This is a genomic window from Ruegeria lacuscaerulensis (assembly GCF_013031245.1).
Classification (GTDB): Bacteria; Pseudomonadota; Alphaproteobacteria; order Rhodobacterales; family Rhodobacteraceae; genus Ruegeria; species Ruegeria lacuscaerulensis_C.
The window spans coordinates 210,909-224,295 of record NZ_WPZL01000006.1 but is presented as its reverse complement, the minus strand read 5'-3'; the positions used below and the strand labels follow the sequence as shown (position 1 = coordinate 224,295).

The window sequence follows — 13,387 nt, the reverse complement described above, 5'->3', positions numbered from 1 at the left end:
CCCCAGATTTGATGATCGACCGGATTTATGCAAGCGCGGAAAGGGTCTTAACCTTTGTCCCAGTGGACAACCACGTCGTACCCGGCGGGCGATGGCGGACCTTCGAGGAACTCGGCAAAATGCCCCCAAAGCTCGGCCACTTTGGGGGCGTTGGCGTTTGATGTTTCCTCGCTTTTCACAACCGCAACGACGAAACCAGTGCCGTCCTTGTTCATGACATTGGTAAAGCTGTGCATGCCGTCCATGCCCATGATCTGGTCTTTCATTTCATTCATTTTCGCCTCGGCGGCATCCCGCATGCCGGGTTTCATTTTAAACTGGGTAATACGTGCAAACATGTCTTTCTTCCCTTTCCGGGTGAAATCCCCCAATGACAGCCAAAACGGCCCGTCGCGGGGATAGTAGCACAGTTAACTTTTTACGCAGAGACGGGCCTTGGGGGCAGTCCGCCGGTCAGGGCCGCACAAATTTGGCGTTGCCAACTGCCCGGCGACCTGGGCTTTCGGCCTGCTGCGGCGATGTATTTTGCGTCGTTGGCAGCGAATAGGTTCCGCACGCAACGCCGTCGCCATCGGGATCGTTGCGCAAATGATACCCGGGCCCGCCGGCCAAAAACGGCCCGGGCACCAGAGATTCTACCGGCTTGCATCCAGCCAGAGCAATCAGATGGATCAGGGCCTCTTCGGGTTCAAATTCGGATGTGCGCATGTAGACCCCCACAGCAATCACCAGCGTCGTCACCGGCAACATGAGGACCATAATCAGAATGCGCACCGGCGACAGCGCGCGTCTGCGCAAGGCTTCCGCCCGTTTCACGCGCCCAGAAGTGCCCGTGTCGGTTATTTGTGCGTTAGGCCGGGGTTTAAAGATCGCCATGCGAACCGGATAAACCAGATTTGTGGCGAAACCGAGACTGAACCGGCACTAACTGTCCCCTCAGGAACGCCACATCGATGCCTCGCACTGAAAATAAGATCAGGCTATTTTGAGGTGCATCAGACCGCTGGGACACGATACAGATCATGACAAATGCAGACCCCTTCCGCCCTGCGGATAGCATAGCGCGCAAATTGGCCTGCGACCTGATCGAAGATGCGACCTACGGCGCCCTCGCCACGTTGCGCCCTGACAACGGGTTGCCCTCGGTATCCCGCGTTGCTTTGGCAACGGATGAGACAGGACACCTGATAACACTGATATCCACGCTGGCCGATCACACGCGGGCTCTGCACTCTCAACCGGCTTGCGCGCTTTTGATCGGAGAGCCTAGCGACACAGGTGATCCGCTGACACATCCGCGTTTGACGTTGCATGCCGCCGCCAAGTTCATCACTCGCGACACCGCAGAACATGCCAAACTGCGCGTTCGGTACCTGACTTTGCGCCCTAAAGCGAAGCTATACGTTGATTTCGCAGATTTCGGCTTTGTCCGCTTTGAAATTTCAGACGCGGTGTTGAATAGTGGTTTTGGCAAGGCATGGCGCCTTGCCGCAGCGGACCTCGGGCCGGATCAGCGCACCACGTGAACCGCACAGGCAGCGTGGCGGACCACGTGGTTCGCCGTTGAGCCAAGCAAAAGATCCTGCATTCCTGGACGGTGAGAGGCCATGATGATCAAATCCGGCTTATGCTCTTCGGCCCAATCCAGAATGGTTCGCCCGGAATGCCCTTCGATCACCACTCCTTTTGCGTTTGGTAGCTTTGCAGCCAAATCATCCAGCTCTCTCTGAACTGCCTTGCGGGCTTCGGACAGGTATTCGGGCGGCATGTATGAGATCGCATAGTTCGGAATATGTTCGACCACATGCAGCAGCGTCACCATAGCATCCGGTGTCGCCAATATCTCAGCCAGTTTCAATGGGCCGGAAATGTCCCGTTCGGCATCAAAAGAAATGGGAACAAGAATGTTGTGATACATGACGCACACCTCCATTTTCTTAGGGTCAGCTTGCGACGCGCCAAGTGTTACCGCCTTGATCCAGGTCAGGAGCCGCCAAATGTCTCTGCCACGTCATACATCACCGGCTCGAAGCTTTTGCACAGCTCGTTGATCTTGCGGTTGCGGTCGCGCATTTCCGGGGTTCGCAACATGGCCAGAAAATCTTCGCGACGTTGCCATTGCGAATAGTTGGCAATCCGTGTCTGCGCGTCGTTTACATGCAGCCCCGCCGAAATAAAGCCTGGCTGCTTTGAAATGAACTCTGCATAGGCATCGGTTAGCGCCTCGAGCAGATCGTGGCAGGTGCCTGGGGTCATTTCGAATGTAGTGATGACGGTCTGGACGCTCGCGTTCTTGGAAATCTTCGGCATCTGGATTCTCCCTTATCTTTCGTAAGCCTAACACAGGATTTGGAAACGTCTTGTGTTTCCTTTTCCGCCCGGGCTTATTTGACGGTTTACCAAAAATGAACAAAATACTAACCAACCGTTAACCATGCTGGCAGATGCTGCGCGCATGTACCGGGTTTTTCTGCTTCTCACTCTTTTGCTTGCCGCTGCGCCGGCCCAATCCGGCGCTTGGCTGCGCGAAAAGGACGCTGCATTCACGGCGGCCTCTGTGACCGCGTTCAAAGACTCCGATGGCAGCTATGATTACAAATCGTCGCTTTATGCAGAGTGGGGCTTGAGGTCGAATCTGACAGTCGGTTTTGATTTTGAGGAAAACCGGGATTTTTACGGTCACGCCCTTTTGTTCGCCCGGGTTCCGATTGCCGATTTTGATCGTCGGGGGCGTTTCGCGGCCGAACTGGGTGCCGGAGCCCATCACAGGCACGCAAGGGCCTGGGCGTTGTACAAAGTGACTCTGTCTTATGGCAAAGGATTTCAGACAGGATGGGGCAACGGCTGGCTGGTCATTGACGCCGCGCTGGAAAACCGAACCCATGACGCAGTGTTTCGCAAACTGGATGTAACGGCGGGTCTGTCAGCGCAGCGTCTCGTTAATCCGCTGATACAGATCGAAACGGCCCATACCTCGAACAAATCGCTGTTCTGGAGGGTACGGCCATCAGTCATGATCAAAACCCGGAAAAGCCAAACCGCATGGGTTCTGGGCCTGGAACGCACTGGTGCCCGCAGTGATACAGGGCTAATAATTGCAATCTGGAACGAGTTTTGAAGTATAGAACAAGGCCGCCTCGCTAAAGGCGGCCTTCAAGGTGGTCAGCGCTCCATTCGGATAATGGTGGATACTGTTCCACGCACCGCTTCGGGCCAGCGCAATCGGATCTGGTTGCCAACTGTTCCTTGCTCCAGCTCGACGTAAGGGGTCGCATATGTGGTGACCCCAAAGCTATTCTTCAACGGCGCAAGGGCTGTGACGGCATCGCAGCTACGCGCCTTACCGCCAAATGGCAGTTGCCCCTGTGACGCAATCGTCCACGCCTGGGCCGCAGTGTTCTGCAAGTGTCGGAGTCGCAAAGGGTTCGCAACCTTTTTCGACACTCCGTGAAAGGTATTATTCTCGAAAGTCACGTTCAGATGCGCATTCGCGTTCAAATCGGCAAATGTTGTATCCACACTTTCCGCCCGGCTTATATTGCCGCTGGTCGACCGAAACTTGTTGCCTGTAACGATCACACCGTTCAGGAAATGGCCTCCGCCATGCGGACGAATGACAATATAACTGAACCAAGGTGCGACTTCGCTGGAATAGAAAATATTGTCCGTGATGCTCATCGCACTGAACGAGTATCCCGCGGTATAACTTGGTTTTTCGTCCCGCTCATTGGTCCATTCAATAAAGCAGTTGTCGACGTAGTTTTCAGCGATGGTCGAGCTGTTATATGTGCCGATCATGATCAAGCCGGCCGTGCGTACACCTTGCGGAACACTATCTCCCTGAAAAAAGTGGTTGCCAAGGATCATGTCGTTTGTGCCGCCCAGAACAGCGAAATGCCGGAAACGCACAGCACGGTTATGCCGCAACTTGACGTCGTTTGCCGTCGCGTTCAGCGCGATCGAGACACGGTCAGAGACGTCGTATGACTCTTCTGCCGACAGAAACTGACAGTTGTCGATCAGCATGCCCTGACAGCCGGTCCCGATCGAGGTGATCCCACGATCCTTTGGGCGGCTGATAAAGCAGTTCGTAACCGCAAAGGTGCTGCCCGATGGGGCCAGGCGGATCGCACTGCAACGTCCATTGCACTGAAATTCAATCTCTTCCATTCCGAATTTACGCAGCGTGCTGAAACCGCTGAAATCCAACAGATACTTATATGAGACAAACGTAAAAGTCTGCGTCCCGGACGCATCGAAAATTGGCGCGTTCAGTGTGATCTCACCGGCACCTTCATTTTTGGAGCGGACATAAATCTCGCGCCCAACACCACTGCCCAACAGTCGCGCGCCGACAGGAATGTTTGCTACATTAGCGACATTGGTCAGGCGGGTGGGGCTTGAAGGATTGTAGGTCGCGACTGAGGTAAATAACTTAGTATCCCACGCCGAACTGCTTTGAACATCAAATTGTCCGTTGCGGATCACGCGCCGCGTCGAAAACCCGTTCTGCTTGTTCGGGACTGCAGCTGCCATGTCAATTGGCTCGCTAACAGAAATCTTGCGACCACCCAAATCAAGCGATTCATGATCCGAGTTGTTCAGCAGCGCCTGAAAAGCTTTCTTGAAGGCCAGCGCCTCGTTACCAAAGGCTGAAATATAGGCTGGCAAATCAAAGTTCTTTGTCAGCAACAGCATTTTGTCATCGGGCATGGTAACAGTGCCCTCAAACTCCATTTCGGACGACATCGTGGTGTTCTGCGCGAGCAGGTATGTCCCCTCAGGGACGAAAACCCTGCGCCCGCTCGCGGCTTGATCCGCAGCTTCAAAGGCAGCCGAGTCGTCAGCCACACCGTCGCCCACAGCCCCGAAATCTCGCACATCGACCAGGCTGATCAGATCGCGCAGGAACACACCAGAGACGTCGGTAATTTTGATATCGTCAACCCTAACAACAGCGCCGTTCGCACCATCAAGATCCAGACCGAAATGACCATAGAGAGCATCGACACCCCAAGGCATATCCACTCCATCTCGCTGACCGGTGCCAACAATGGCGGTAATCTCATGTACTGTGCCATAGCCGGAAAGCTGAGTTGCCGGACCCTGCTCAACCACACCCGTAACCTGCACGTCACCCGCACCGCCGGCCCAACCGGCGATCCGCACTTCGGGCAACGGACCGCTGATCGCCTTGACCTTCGCTTTGATCTGCAAATAGCACCCCGGCAACAAAGGTGTCTGGCCCATGTAACGCAGTCGCTGGGTTGCGCTGACTTTCAGGATTTCAAGACAGCCGCCGAAATCCGCATCCGCCGGAACAAACGCCCCGATGCCCGAACCATCGTATGTTGGTGAGCCCGGCGTCCCGTCGCCACTGGACCACACGTTCAGACCATTTGCAAAAGCAGGCGGCATGAAAACGATACCGTCGGTGATTGCCTTGTTCATAGAAATCCCTTTCCCATTCGCGCCGCAGTAATTCAACGCGCGCATAAACCCAGTGTCCGGGGCCGCCCCGAACGCAAAAGTCTGAGTATCGAAAAGGGATTAACTGCCGCTCATATCACCGTACGGTGGTGTTGCGTCAGGCAGCAGGGTCTGAATTTCCCAACAGCTGTACGCCGTTGATCTTCCAACCGTTTTCCTGAAGCACCATCTGATAGTCCAGAATGTGTACCCGCCCGCGGCCATCCACGACCATAACTTTCTGCCACAGTGAACCTGCGACTTCGCGCAGTTCCAGAAACCGTACATCCGCAGGGCGCCAGACCATAGGATAACCGCTACGGACCATAGCACCGAAATTCTCGGGGCTTCGGAACAAACGCTGGATATTAGGGCTGGCGAAAGTGAAGGCGGTGGCAAAATCATCCGCCTTGAATGCCTGAATCTGCGCCGCGATATTCGCCTCGATCTCGGCGCTTTGGGCAAATACGCCCGTAGCCAATCCAGCACTAAGCGATACGGCCAGTATTAAACGACGCATGGGACCACCTCCTGTCGAAAGGGTAGCCCCACGCTGTATCAGGTCAATTCATACCAGGTCTCCGGCCAATGCCTTGTCGATCAGAGCAATCGTTTCAGGCACGCCGTAAAGCGCAATAAAGCCACCAAAGCGTGGGCCTTGCGAAGCACCCAACAGAACCTCGTACAGCGCAGTGAACCAACCGCGCATCGGGTCGAACCGTTCGCGTCCGATGGAATAGACCACCGATTGCAGCGCTTCGTCCTCGATCGGTCCATCATAGGCCTCAAGCGAAGCCTTCAGGGCTTCCAATGCATCTCGTTCCTGATCGGTCGGTGCACGATGCTGGCGCGTCGGTTTGACGAAGTCATTGAAGTAGCGCACGGCAAAACCCGCCGCCTGATCCAGGTCGGGATGCGTTTCCGCAGTCGCCTCAGGGGCATAGCGGCGGATAAAGCCCCACAGCGCTTCTTTGTCCTCAGCCCCAGACACCGATGCAAGGTTCAACAGCATCGCAAAGGGCACGATCAACGTCGATTCAGGTACGTTTCCACCGTGGATATGCCAAACTGGGTTGTTCAGCTGCGCCTTCAGCTCCTGACCCGGATAGGCCCGTAGCTGCTGATGATACTCATCATAAGCTTTCGGGATCACGTCGAAATGCATCCGCTTCGCCGTCTTGGGCTTCTGATACATGAAGTAGGCCAGACTTTCAGTCGACGCATAGGTCAGCCACTCGTCAATCGACACACCATTGCCGGATGATTTGGAAATCTTCTGGCCGTTTTCATCCAGAAACAACTCATACGAGAAGTGTTCCGGTGCACGACCACCCAGCGCACGGCAGATCGCGTCATAGATTTTCTCGTTGGTGGCGTGTTCCTTGCCGTACATTTCGAAATCGACGCCCAGCGCCGCCCAGCGCGCGCCGAAGTCCGGCTTCCACTGCAGCTTCACGTTGCCGCCGGTGACAGGCAGAGTCCATTCCTTGCCGTCTTCGTCGTCGAAGGTGATGGTATATGTCTCGGCACAGACCTTCTTCATCGGAACATACAGAACCCGACCGGTGTCCGGGTGGATCGGCAGGAAGATCGAATAGGTCGCCGCGCGTTCTTCTCGCAGGCTTTTCAACATGATGGCCATCACGTCATCATACTTTTCAACCGCCCGCTTCAGGATCTCGTCGAACTGGCCGGACCGATAGAAATCCCGCGCCGAATAAAACTCGTACTCGAACCCGAAAGTATCGAGGAAGCGGCGCAGCATCGCGTTGTTGTGCTCACCAAAGCTGGGATATTCGCCGAATGGATCAGGGACCGAAGTCAGCGGCCGCTGCAGGTGTTCTTCCAGCGCCTCTGGGTTCGGCACGTTGCTGGGCACTTTGCGCATGCCGTCCAGATCATCCGAGAAACAGATCAGCTTGGTCGGGACATCCGACAGCGCCTCAAACGCGCGCTTGACCATGGTGGTTCGCGCTACCTCGCCAAACGTACCAATATGCGGCAGGCCCGAGGGGCCATAGCCGGTTTCGAACAGCACATAGCCCTTTTCCGGAGCCCCTTGTCTGTAACGATTGAGCAACCGGCGCGCCTCTTCGAAAGGCCAAGCCTTGGACGTCATAGCGGTTTCACGCAGTTCAGACATTTGATTTAAAGCTCCATCGGGAAAAACAGCGCCGATCGCCCCATGCAACCGACCGACCCCTCCTATTGTGCCGGTGCAGCATGAGTCAATAAAGCGCGCGGTTTTTCCTGACGGGAAACCGGTTCAGCCGGTCAATTGGTCCAACTTGGCCGCCCAAATGAAATCATTCTCACTGAGCCCGCCGATTTCATGCGTGGTCAGTTTGACGTCCACATACCCCCATCCGAACGAAACATCAGGGTGATGCCCCTGCTGATCGGCCAGCCAGGCGCAGAGGTTTGCAAGATAGGTCGCCTTGGCGAAACCTTTGAACTTGTAATGACGGCTCAACGCCTTTGCCTCGGCGTCCAGCTTCCATTCGTCCGCAAGTTCGGCCAGGTGGGTGTTTGCCTCGTCACGGGTCAAAGCCGGGATGCCACCGGAGCAGGGCACACAGGTTCGGTCCGAAAGGCTACAGGTTTCTCCTGATATGGTCATAGTCCGATCACTCCGCAGCGGTTGATTTTTCAGGGAACTTGTTCGGCAACAGTCCAAGGGACTGAGCACTGCGCACATCTGCCAGCAGGTCGCGGTCGGCAGCGGCAAAAAGCTCCTCAGGGTCATTTAACATGAAATACCCCATCTGGTGCATGTCAATCCGATACGGCGTACGCAGAATTGTCAGGATATCGAACGGATCCCGGTCCGGGATGTCGCTTTCCACGGCATAGACCAACTCGGTCGGCGAAGACGCAAGACCGGACCCAAGCGCTTTGATTTCACCATCCTGACGGCGCAGTCCGAATTCGATCGAGAACCAGTACAGCCGGATCAGCCAGGAATAGTCTTTGTCACCAGCATGAACCCCAGCCTTGCCGATGGCATGGCTGAAAGCTGCGAACCGGGGATCACTCAGCAAAGGCGTATGGCCGAAAATCTCGTGAAAAATGTCCGGTTCTTCGATGTAGTCGAAATCCTCGCGAGATCGTATGAAAGACGCGGCGGGAAAAACGCGGTCCGCCAGCATGCCAAAGAATGTCTTGAACCCGATCAGCGCGGGAACGGGCTGAATTCGCCACCCCGTCATGTCCAAAAGCCGTTCAGAGATATCCGCGCAGGAGGGAACAGAGGTTTTCGGCAAGTCCAAACGCGCCAGCCCGTCAATATAGTCACGTGCCATGTAGCGTTGCACGTTGTCCTGCTGCGCGGCATATAGATCAGCCCAAACGGCGTCCTCTTCTGCCGTGTATTTAATATGGCCGCGTTCATCGGCAACCTTGGCGACGTATTTGGTCGACTTTGGCATCACTACTCCTCCTTAAGAAAAGTGTAGCCCCACGCCCCGAGAATTTTGGTTTGGAATACCGGTTTTTTCACAGTACTTTGGCAAATATATATCGCTGGATCATATTTTATGAAACAAACCCTTCAACCCGCTGACATCGCCATTTTGCAAGAGCTTCAGACAGACGGCCGTCTGTCCATGCAGGACCTTGCAGATCGAACCGGTCTTTCCGCCTCGCAATGCTGGCGTCGTGTTCGTGATCTTGAGACCGTAGAAGTGATATCTGGTTACACCGCACAGGTGCGTGCCAAAGCTGTCGGTCTGGATGCCATAGCGTATGTCCACGTAGCTCTGCGTGATCATCAGGAAGACAGCATCAATTCTTTTCTGCGGCTGATCGAGGCCGAGCCACAGATCGTCGAATGCGCCTCGATTACCGGGGACCACGATTTCATTCTGAAGGTCTATGCCAAAACTCCGGAAGATCTTGAACATTTCATCATGCAGAGGCTGCTGAAATCCGGCCTCGTTCGTGATACGCGCAGCAATTTCGTGCTGCGTCAGACGAAAACGAGGGGACCATTGCCCATTCTCTAGCGACACGTGGATCAAAACCCGTTGAACCTATCCCTCAGCCCTCCTATCGTGCGCGCTCAGAACAGCCCAATCAGGACGACACCATGACCGAACAAGTTCCACACCCGATGTCCCCACAGGATTGCCTTGTCGCGATCATGGTTGCGGTCTCTGCGTCAGATGAGACCATCCGCACGGCCGAGCTGGTCAAAATCGAAGGCGCAGTTAACATGCTGCCGGTTTTTGCCGAATATGACATCGACCGCACGCGCCGTGTCTCGCAGACCGTGTTTGATCTGTTCGAGCAAGAGGACGGGCTGGACGCGCTGTTTGGCCTGATCCGCGACAACCTGCCCGAGCGGCTGAACGAAACCGCCTATGCGCTGGCCTGTGACGTAGCCGCAGCGGACGGGTCGCTGGCGGAAACCGAACTGCGCCTGTTGGAAGAAATCCGGTACGAGTTGAACATCGACCGCCTGCACGCTGCCGCCATCGAACGCGGTGCGCGGGCGCGCCATACGACCTGACCTCAGCTGCCGGTCATCGTTCCCCAGCGTTCAATCAATGCGCGCTGCAATTTGCGCGACCTGCTGTTCCAACTGCGCGCGCCTTGCGGGCGCTCGCGATGCGCGCGCGGAATAGTGGCGCGGTGGTCGACATCAGCGGTGAAGATTGCAAAAACCAGTTCCGAGCCATCCGGTGCCGTTATGAACCCACCCAGACCCGACACAAAATTCAGCGTTCCGGTTTTGGCGTCGACTTTGATCGGGTGGTTTTTGACCGGTCGCCCCTGACTGTCCAAAAGACTGAACTTTTTCAGCAGAGGTCGCAGCAACCCTTCTTTCCTTGCTGCCACCAGCGCGGTTACCAGATCACCCGGTACCATACGCGATGCATCGCCAAGTCCTGAGTGGTCCACCATCGCAATCCCGGTCACACCATAGGTCTCGGTCGCCCAGCGTTTCATTTCGGCGGCTGAATCAGCCAGGGTTTGCAGCTTAGCGCCGCGCGCTCTCGAGGCTGCCATCCCAACCATTTCCGCCGTCACGTTGGTCGAGTATTTCAGCATACCGCGCAGAATGCTTTCCAGTGGATCGCTTTGATGCACGACCAAAACGGTGCCTTGCGGCGGTTCGCGCGTAATCTGGATACGGCTCAGCACAATCCCATTCGACCGGGCCAATGTTCGAAATACATCGCCCGCATATAACGCTGGTTTGCGCACCGGCAACCAACGGGCACCGCCGTTACCCAGCGCACCCTTGGCCACTGTCCAGCGATCCTGTCGCGCACTGGGCCCATAGGTGTAGATTGGAAGGTTGCGGCTCTCCACCCGCATCGCGGCCATATCAACTGATGGCGTGTAGCGGGAACTGCGCGCATCCATGGACACGTCATAACCGGTGCCCTTGCGCGCCCACTCGAAATGCACCCGATTGAAGTTCAGTGATATGCCGCTGATGGCCGGGCTATAGCCCAGATGATCGGGCTGTCCGGGGTCGATGCTGAACACATATGGCAAGGCCCCGTCGTAGACCTTGAAAGCCCCACGGACCTCGGTGATACCGGCCTCGCGCAAATTGGCGGCCATAGTAGCCAGCGCATCCGTATCCAACAGCGGGTCTCCACCCCCCACGAGGATCAGATCGCCTTTTAAGATTCCATTCTCGATCGGTCCATCTGCCATCAATGCGGTTTCGAACCGAAAATCCGCGCCCAGAACGTCCAGTGCATACAACGCAGTCAGCGCCTTCGCGACACTGGCAGGAGGCAATCCCTGTTCACCTCCGAACGCCTCCAGCGTGGTGCCGGTTTCGGCATCAGCCACTGCAAAGGCAACCTCACCCCGCAAGCCAGCGGCCTGAATAAGCCGTTCTGCCCCGCTTGGTTGCACACCCCGAAGCTGCGGACGCAGCGATTCCAAAGGAGCATCCGCCAGAACCGTGCCTGAAACAAATGAGGCACCCAGGCCAGCAAGAAATGAGCGACGCGAACAACGATCAATCATGGGTCAATTAAAATCCCAGAGATCAAAGATAAACAACCGTTGAAACGGAGTATGCGCCCATTGGGGCTATTCAGGCAACACCCCGTCGGTCCAATCACCCCGTGTCCGGATCTCGGTCGAGCTGACATCGACCATCGGAACGTTAACAAAACACCACGCCGGAGCCTGCGCCCGCCCCAGCAAGTGCCGGGCCTGACCGTCGATCCGATACTTCGCGTAAACCCGCGCAGCGGGTGACATGCGCGCCGAAATCCGATCTCCCGGCCGCGCGACAACCCCCACCGGCACACTGTCCATAATCTGCCGCCAGTCTTTCCAGCGATGGAACTGCGCCAGATTATCCGCGCCCATCAACCAAACGAACTTCACCTGCGGGTACAGGCGCTGCAACACCGCCAGAGTATCCGCCGTCATCCGCGTTCCAGTCAGCGCTTCGATATCCGTCACCTCAACGCGCGGATGCTGAATCACGGCCTTCGCGGCCTTTAACCGTCGCTCCAGCGGCGCGGGGCCTCGTTTTTTCAGCGGATTGCCCGGCGACACAAGCCACCACACGCGATCTAATCCGAACGCCTTCATTGCCTCGCGTGTTACATGCACATGCCCCTGATGCGGCGGATCAAAGGACCCGCCGAACAGACCAACGACCTGCCCGGGCCGCGCAAATGGTATGGTGCTTCGCAACATCTCTTGCTGATGTTCAGAACTGAGGGGTGTTGTCAATCAACAGGTTGCACCGCATCGCCCAGCCGAACGCACCCTGGTTGCACCACCTCGGCGCACCAGCCACCATGCCCACGCACAGCGGAATAGCCACCTTTGCCCAGCGCCTCCTCCATCCGACTGCACGGCGCGCAGATCACGGTAAAGCGCAAAATCGCCTCGCCCACCTGCAACTCCCGCCCCTTGAGCGCCGCCAGATTGATCCCTGAAACCACCAGATTCCGCCGCAACACCTCGGGCGCGATCGGTTCGCGCCCGAGAAAGCTGCCAATCGCCGCCAGATGCTCCTGCTGAATTAGCGTCACCGCCCGCTTGCCCGCGCGACTGCGGTCACTCGTCAGCCCATCGGCAGAGATCATGGCCTCATTCGCGGCTACAATCTCCGCTCGCCGCTCGGGTCGCAGACCGATCCAGTCGACACGGCCCGTCTTGGCCCATCTGGATATCAGCTCGCTCAGCGCCTGTTGCTCCAAAGCCCATCCTCTAAAAAGTTCATGCTAGCCATACTTACGCTCGGTGCTAAAATGTTCGCTCCGGTGGCAGTTTGGGCACAACGCAACCATGTTTGAGGGCTCGTCAGCGCCACCTTCAGAGAGCCAGACTTTGTGATGCACTTCCAAGAACCACTCACCAGAACCCGTACGAAAGGTCTGCTGCCCACAGGATTCACATCGCCCGTTTGCGCGTGTTTTCACGGCTTTGACGTAGTCAGAATTTCTAACAAACTGGCTCGTCCGAACGACCCTGCGTTCCGTTGAATTATCGATTTCCGTATCATCGACTGAGAGGCCACTCAGATACTCTGTACCATCCGCTTTTTTTACCAGATGAGGATCATCCAGTTCTTTGGGATCGAAACCGCGCACCCCAAGTAGCCGACCTCTCTGTTTCTGAAATTTCACTAGATCAAAACCCAGCTTCCGCAAGTCAGGTTCGAACCGTGTAGTAACCCACCCAAGTTTCGGTCTGCGAGGCTTGGGCACAGTCTCAAGCGCGAACTGCACAACAATTTTAAGATCCCACAATGTCCGATCAACCGGACATAAAACGTAGGTACTTTGCGAAGGATTTCGTTCGCCAGGAATGTCAGTCTCGGACAAGTGCTTTGTCTGCTCAATTGCGGCCTGCACCACTTTGCGATCAATCCCTATGGCTTCAAATGTCATCTGCTGATTGCCCCTCAATGTCTTCCAAGATATTACCC

General features: G+C 56.1%; 17 protein-coding genes. 4 read left to right on the top strand and 13 right to left on the bottom strand.

What is annotated here, in order from left to right; genetic code table 11:
• Positions 1-47: 47 nt before the first annotated feature.
• Together GOX66_RS10810 and GOX66_RS10805 are read right to left on the bottom strand one after the other, a co-directional pair.
• Positions 48-338 carry an antibiotic biosynthesis monooxygenase family protein gene (locus tag GOX66_RS10810; protein WP_170762452.1) on the bottom strand — a complete coding sequence of 97 codons (291 nt, stop codon included), beginning with the start codon at positions 336-338 and terminating at the stop codon, positions 48-50.
• A 115-nt stretch (positions 339-453) separates the two neighbouring features.
• Complete coding sequence (locus GOX66_RS10805) at positions 454-798, bottom strand: excalibur calcium-binding domain-containing protein (protein WP_170762450.1); 345 nt, start codon at positions 796-798, stop codon at positions 454-456.
• Between the two features lie 224 nt (positions 799-1,022).
• Between GOX66_RS10805 and GOX66_RS10800 the strand changes: the two genes are divergently transcribed.
• Positions 1,023-1,526, top strand: a complete 504-nt coding sequence (locus GOX66_RS10800) for a HugZ family pyridoxamine 5'-phosphate oxidase (protein WP_170762447.1) — start codon at positions 1,023-1,025, stop codon at positions 1,524-1,526.
• Here the strand turns inward: GOX66_RS10800 and GOX66_RS10795 are convergent.
• Together GOX66_RS10795 and GOX66_RS10790 are read right to left on the bottom strand one after the other, a co-directional pair.
• Positions 1,511-1,918: a universal stress protein gene (locus GOX66_RS10795; RefSeq protein WP_170762445.1), complete on the bottom strand. Its 408-nt coding sequence runs from the start codon at positions 1,916-1,918 to the stop codon at positions 1,511-1,513. The two genes, GOX66_RS10800 and GOX66_RS10795, sit on opposite strands and share 16 nt — an antisense overlap.
• Before the next feature lie 65 nt (positions 1,919-1,983).
• Entirely contained in the window at positions 1,984-2,310 is a 327-nt protein-coding gene (locus GOX66_RS10790) for an antibiotic biosynthesis monooxygenase family protein (protein WP_170762443.1), read from the bottom strand.
• Positions 2,311-2,455: 145 nt separating this feature from the next.
• Here GOX66_RS10790 and GOX66_RS10785 point away from each other — a divergent pair, with 145 nt between their 5' ends.
• Positions 2,456-3,118: a hypothetical protein gene (locus GOX66_RS10785; RefSeq protein WP_170762442.1), complete on the top strand. Its 663-nt coding sequence runs from the start codon at positions 2,456-2,458 to the stop codon at positions 3,116-3,118.
• A 44-nt stretch (positions 3,119-3,162) separates the two neighbouring features.
• Here the strand turns inward: GOX66_RS10785 and GOX66_RS10780 are convergent, their stop codons facing one another.
• The 5 genes from GOX66_RS10780 to GOX66_RS10760 all read right to left on the bottom strand — a co-directional run bounded on the left by GOX66_RS10780 (position 3,163) and on the right by GOX66_RS10760 (position 8,897).
• Positions 3,163-5,451 (bottom strand): glycosyl hydrolase family 28-related protein, encoded by a 2,289-nt coding sequence (locus GOX66_RS10780; RefSeq protein WP_170762439.1) that lies wholly within the window; start codon positions 5,449-5,451, stop codon positions 3,163-3,165.
• A gap of 136 nt (positions 5,452-5,587) precedes the next feature.
• A complete protein-coding gene (locus GOX66_RS10775; protein ID WP_170762437.1) occupies positions 5,588-5,989 on the bottom strand; it encodes a DUF4864 domain-containing protein in 402 nt (133 codons plus the stop codon).
• A gap of 48 nt (positions 5,990-6,037) precedes the next feature.
• On the bottom strand, positions 6,038-7,612 hold the full coding sequence (locus GOX66_RS10770) for a lysine--tRNA ligase (RefSeq protein WP_170762435.1): 1,575 nt from the start codon (positions 7,610-7,612) through the stop codon (positions 6,038-6,040).
• 123 nt (positions 7,613-7,735) lie between these two features.
• The gene (locus GOX66_RS10765; RefSeq protein ID WP_170762433.1) at positions 7,736-8,089 is read right to left on the bottom strand and encodes a 4a-hydroxytetrahydrobiopterin dehydratase; all 354 of its coding nucleotides are present in this window, start codon (positions 8,087-8,089) and stop codon (positions 7,736-7,738) included.
• Positions 8,090-8,096: 7 nt separating this feature from the next.
• Complete coding sequence (locus GOX66_RS10760; protein ID WP_170762431.1) at positions 8,097-8,897, bottom strand: phenylalanine 4-monooxygenase; 801 nt, start codon at positions 8,895-8,897, stop codon at positions 8,097-8,099.
• Positions 8,898-9,005: 108 nt separating this feature from the next.
• Between GOX66_RS10760 and GOX66_RS10755 the strand changes: the two genes are divergently transcribed.
• Together GOX66_RS10755 and GOX66_RS10750 are read left to right on the top strand one after the other, a co-directional pair.
• Positions 9,006-9,473, top strand: a complete 468-nt coding sequence (locus GOX66_RS10755) for an Lrp/AsnC family transcriptional regulator (protein WP_170762429.1) — start codon at positions 9,006-9,008, stop codon at positions 9,471-9,473.
• A gap of 83 nt (positions 9,474-9,556) precedes the next feature.
• A complete protein-coding gene (locus tag GOX66_RS10750) occupies positions 9,557-9,979 on the top strand; it encodes a tellurite resistance TerB family protein (RefSeq protein ID WP_170386033.1) in 423 nt (140 codons plus the stop codon).
• Positions 9,980-9,981: 2 nt separating this feature from the next.
• Here GOX66_RS10750 and dacB read toward each other — a convergent pair whose 3' ends face one another.
• The 4 genes from dacB to GOX66_RS10730 form a co-directional block, all read right to left on the bottom strand.
• Positions 9,982-11,460: a D-alanyl-D-alanine carboxypeptidase/D-alanyl-D-alanine endopeptidase gene (gene dacB / locus GOX66_RS10745; RefSeq protein WP_170762427.1), complete on the bottom strand. Its 1,479-nt coding sequence runs from the start codon at positions 11,458-11,460 to the stop codon at positions 9,982-9,984.
• A gap of 66 nt (positions 11,461-11,526) precedes the next feature.
• A complete protein-coding gene (locus GOX66_RS10740) occupies positions 11,527-12,147 on the bottom strand; it encodes a nicotinate-nucleotide adenylyltransferase (RefSeq protein ID WP_170762425.1) in 621 nt (206 codons plus the stop codon).
• Positions 12,148-12,179: 32 nt separating this feature from the next.
• Positions 12,180-12,656 (bottom strand): MOSC domain-containing protein, encoded by a 477-nt coding sequence (locus GOX66_RS10735; protein WP_170762423.1) that lies wholly within the window; start codon positions 12,654-12,656, stop codon positions 12,180-12,182.
• A gap of 24 nt (positions 12,657-12,680) precedes the next feature.
• Positions 12,681-13,349 (bottom strand): HNH endonuclease, encoded by a 669-nt coding sequence (locus tag GOX66_RS10730; RefSeq protein ID WP_170762421.1) that lies wholly within the window; start codon positions 13,347-13,349, stop codon positions 12,681-12,683.
• Between the last annotated feature and the right edge of the window lie 38 nt (positions 13,350-13,387).

Bases quoted from the DNA above. Each gene is read 5' to 3' on its own strand.
- GOX66_RS10765 (WP_170762433.1), bottom strand. From the start codon at position 8,089: ATGACCATATCAGGAGAAACCTGTAGCCTTTCGGACCGAACCTGTGTG.
- GOX66_RS10780 (WP_170762439.1), bottom strand. From the start codon at position 5,451: ATGAACAAGGCAATCACCGACGGTATCGTTTTCATGCCGCCTGCTTTT.
- GOX66_RS10740 (WP_170762425.1), bottom strand. From the start codon at position 12,147: ATGTTGCGAAGCACCATACCATTTGCGCGGCCCGGGCAGGTCGTTGGT.
- GOX66_RS10750 (WP_170386033.1), top strand. From the start codon at position 9,557: ATGACCGAACAAGTTCCACACCCGATGTCCCCACAGGATTGCCTTGTC.
- GOX66_RS10810 (WP_170762452.1), bottom strand. From the start codon at position 338: ATGTTTGCACGTATTACCCAGTTTAAAATGAAACCCGGCATGCGGGAT.
- GOX66_RS10790 (WP_170762443.1), bottom strand. From the start codon at position 2,310: ATGCCGAAGATTTCCAAGAACGCGAGCGTCCAGACCGTCATCACTACA.
- GOX66_RS10760 (WP_170762431.1), bottom strand. From the start codon at position 8,897: ATGCCAAAGTCGACCAAATACGTCGCCAAGGTTGCCGATGAACGCGGC.
- GOX66_RS10770 (WP_170762435.1), bottom strand. From the start codon at position 7,612: ATGTCTGAACTGCGTGAAACCGCTATGACGTCCAAGGCTTGGCCTTTC.
- GOX66_RS10755 (WP_170762429.1), top strand. From the start codon at position 9,006: ATGAAACAAACCCTTCAACCCGCTGACATCGCCATTTTGCAAGAGCTT.
- GOX66_RS10800 (WP_170762447.1), top strand. From the start codon at position 1,023: ATGACAAATGCAGACCCCTTCCGCCCTGCGGATAGCATAGCGCGCAAA.
- GOX66_RS10730 (WP_170762421.1), bottom strand. From the start codon at position 13,349: ATGACATTTGAAGCCATAGGGATTGATCGCAAAGTGGTGCAGGCCGCA.
- GOX66_RS10785 (WP_170762442.1), top strand. From the start codon at position 2,456: ATGTACCGGGTTTTTCTGCTTCTCACTCTTTTGCTTGCCGCTGCGCCG.
- GOX66_RS10795 (WP_170762445.1), bottom strand. From the start codon at position 1,918: ATGTATCACAACATTCTTGTTCCCATTTCTTTTGATGCCGAACGGGAC.
- dacB (WP_170762427.1), bottom strand. From the start codon at position 11,460: ATGATTGATCGTTGTTCGCGTCGCTCATTTCTTGCTGGCCTGGGTGCC.
- GOX66_RS10775 (WP_170762437.1), bottom strand. From the start codon at position 5,989: ATGCGTCGTTTAATACTGGCCGTATCGCTTAGTGCTGGATTGGCTACG.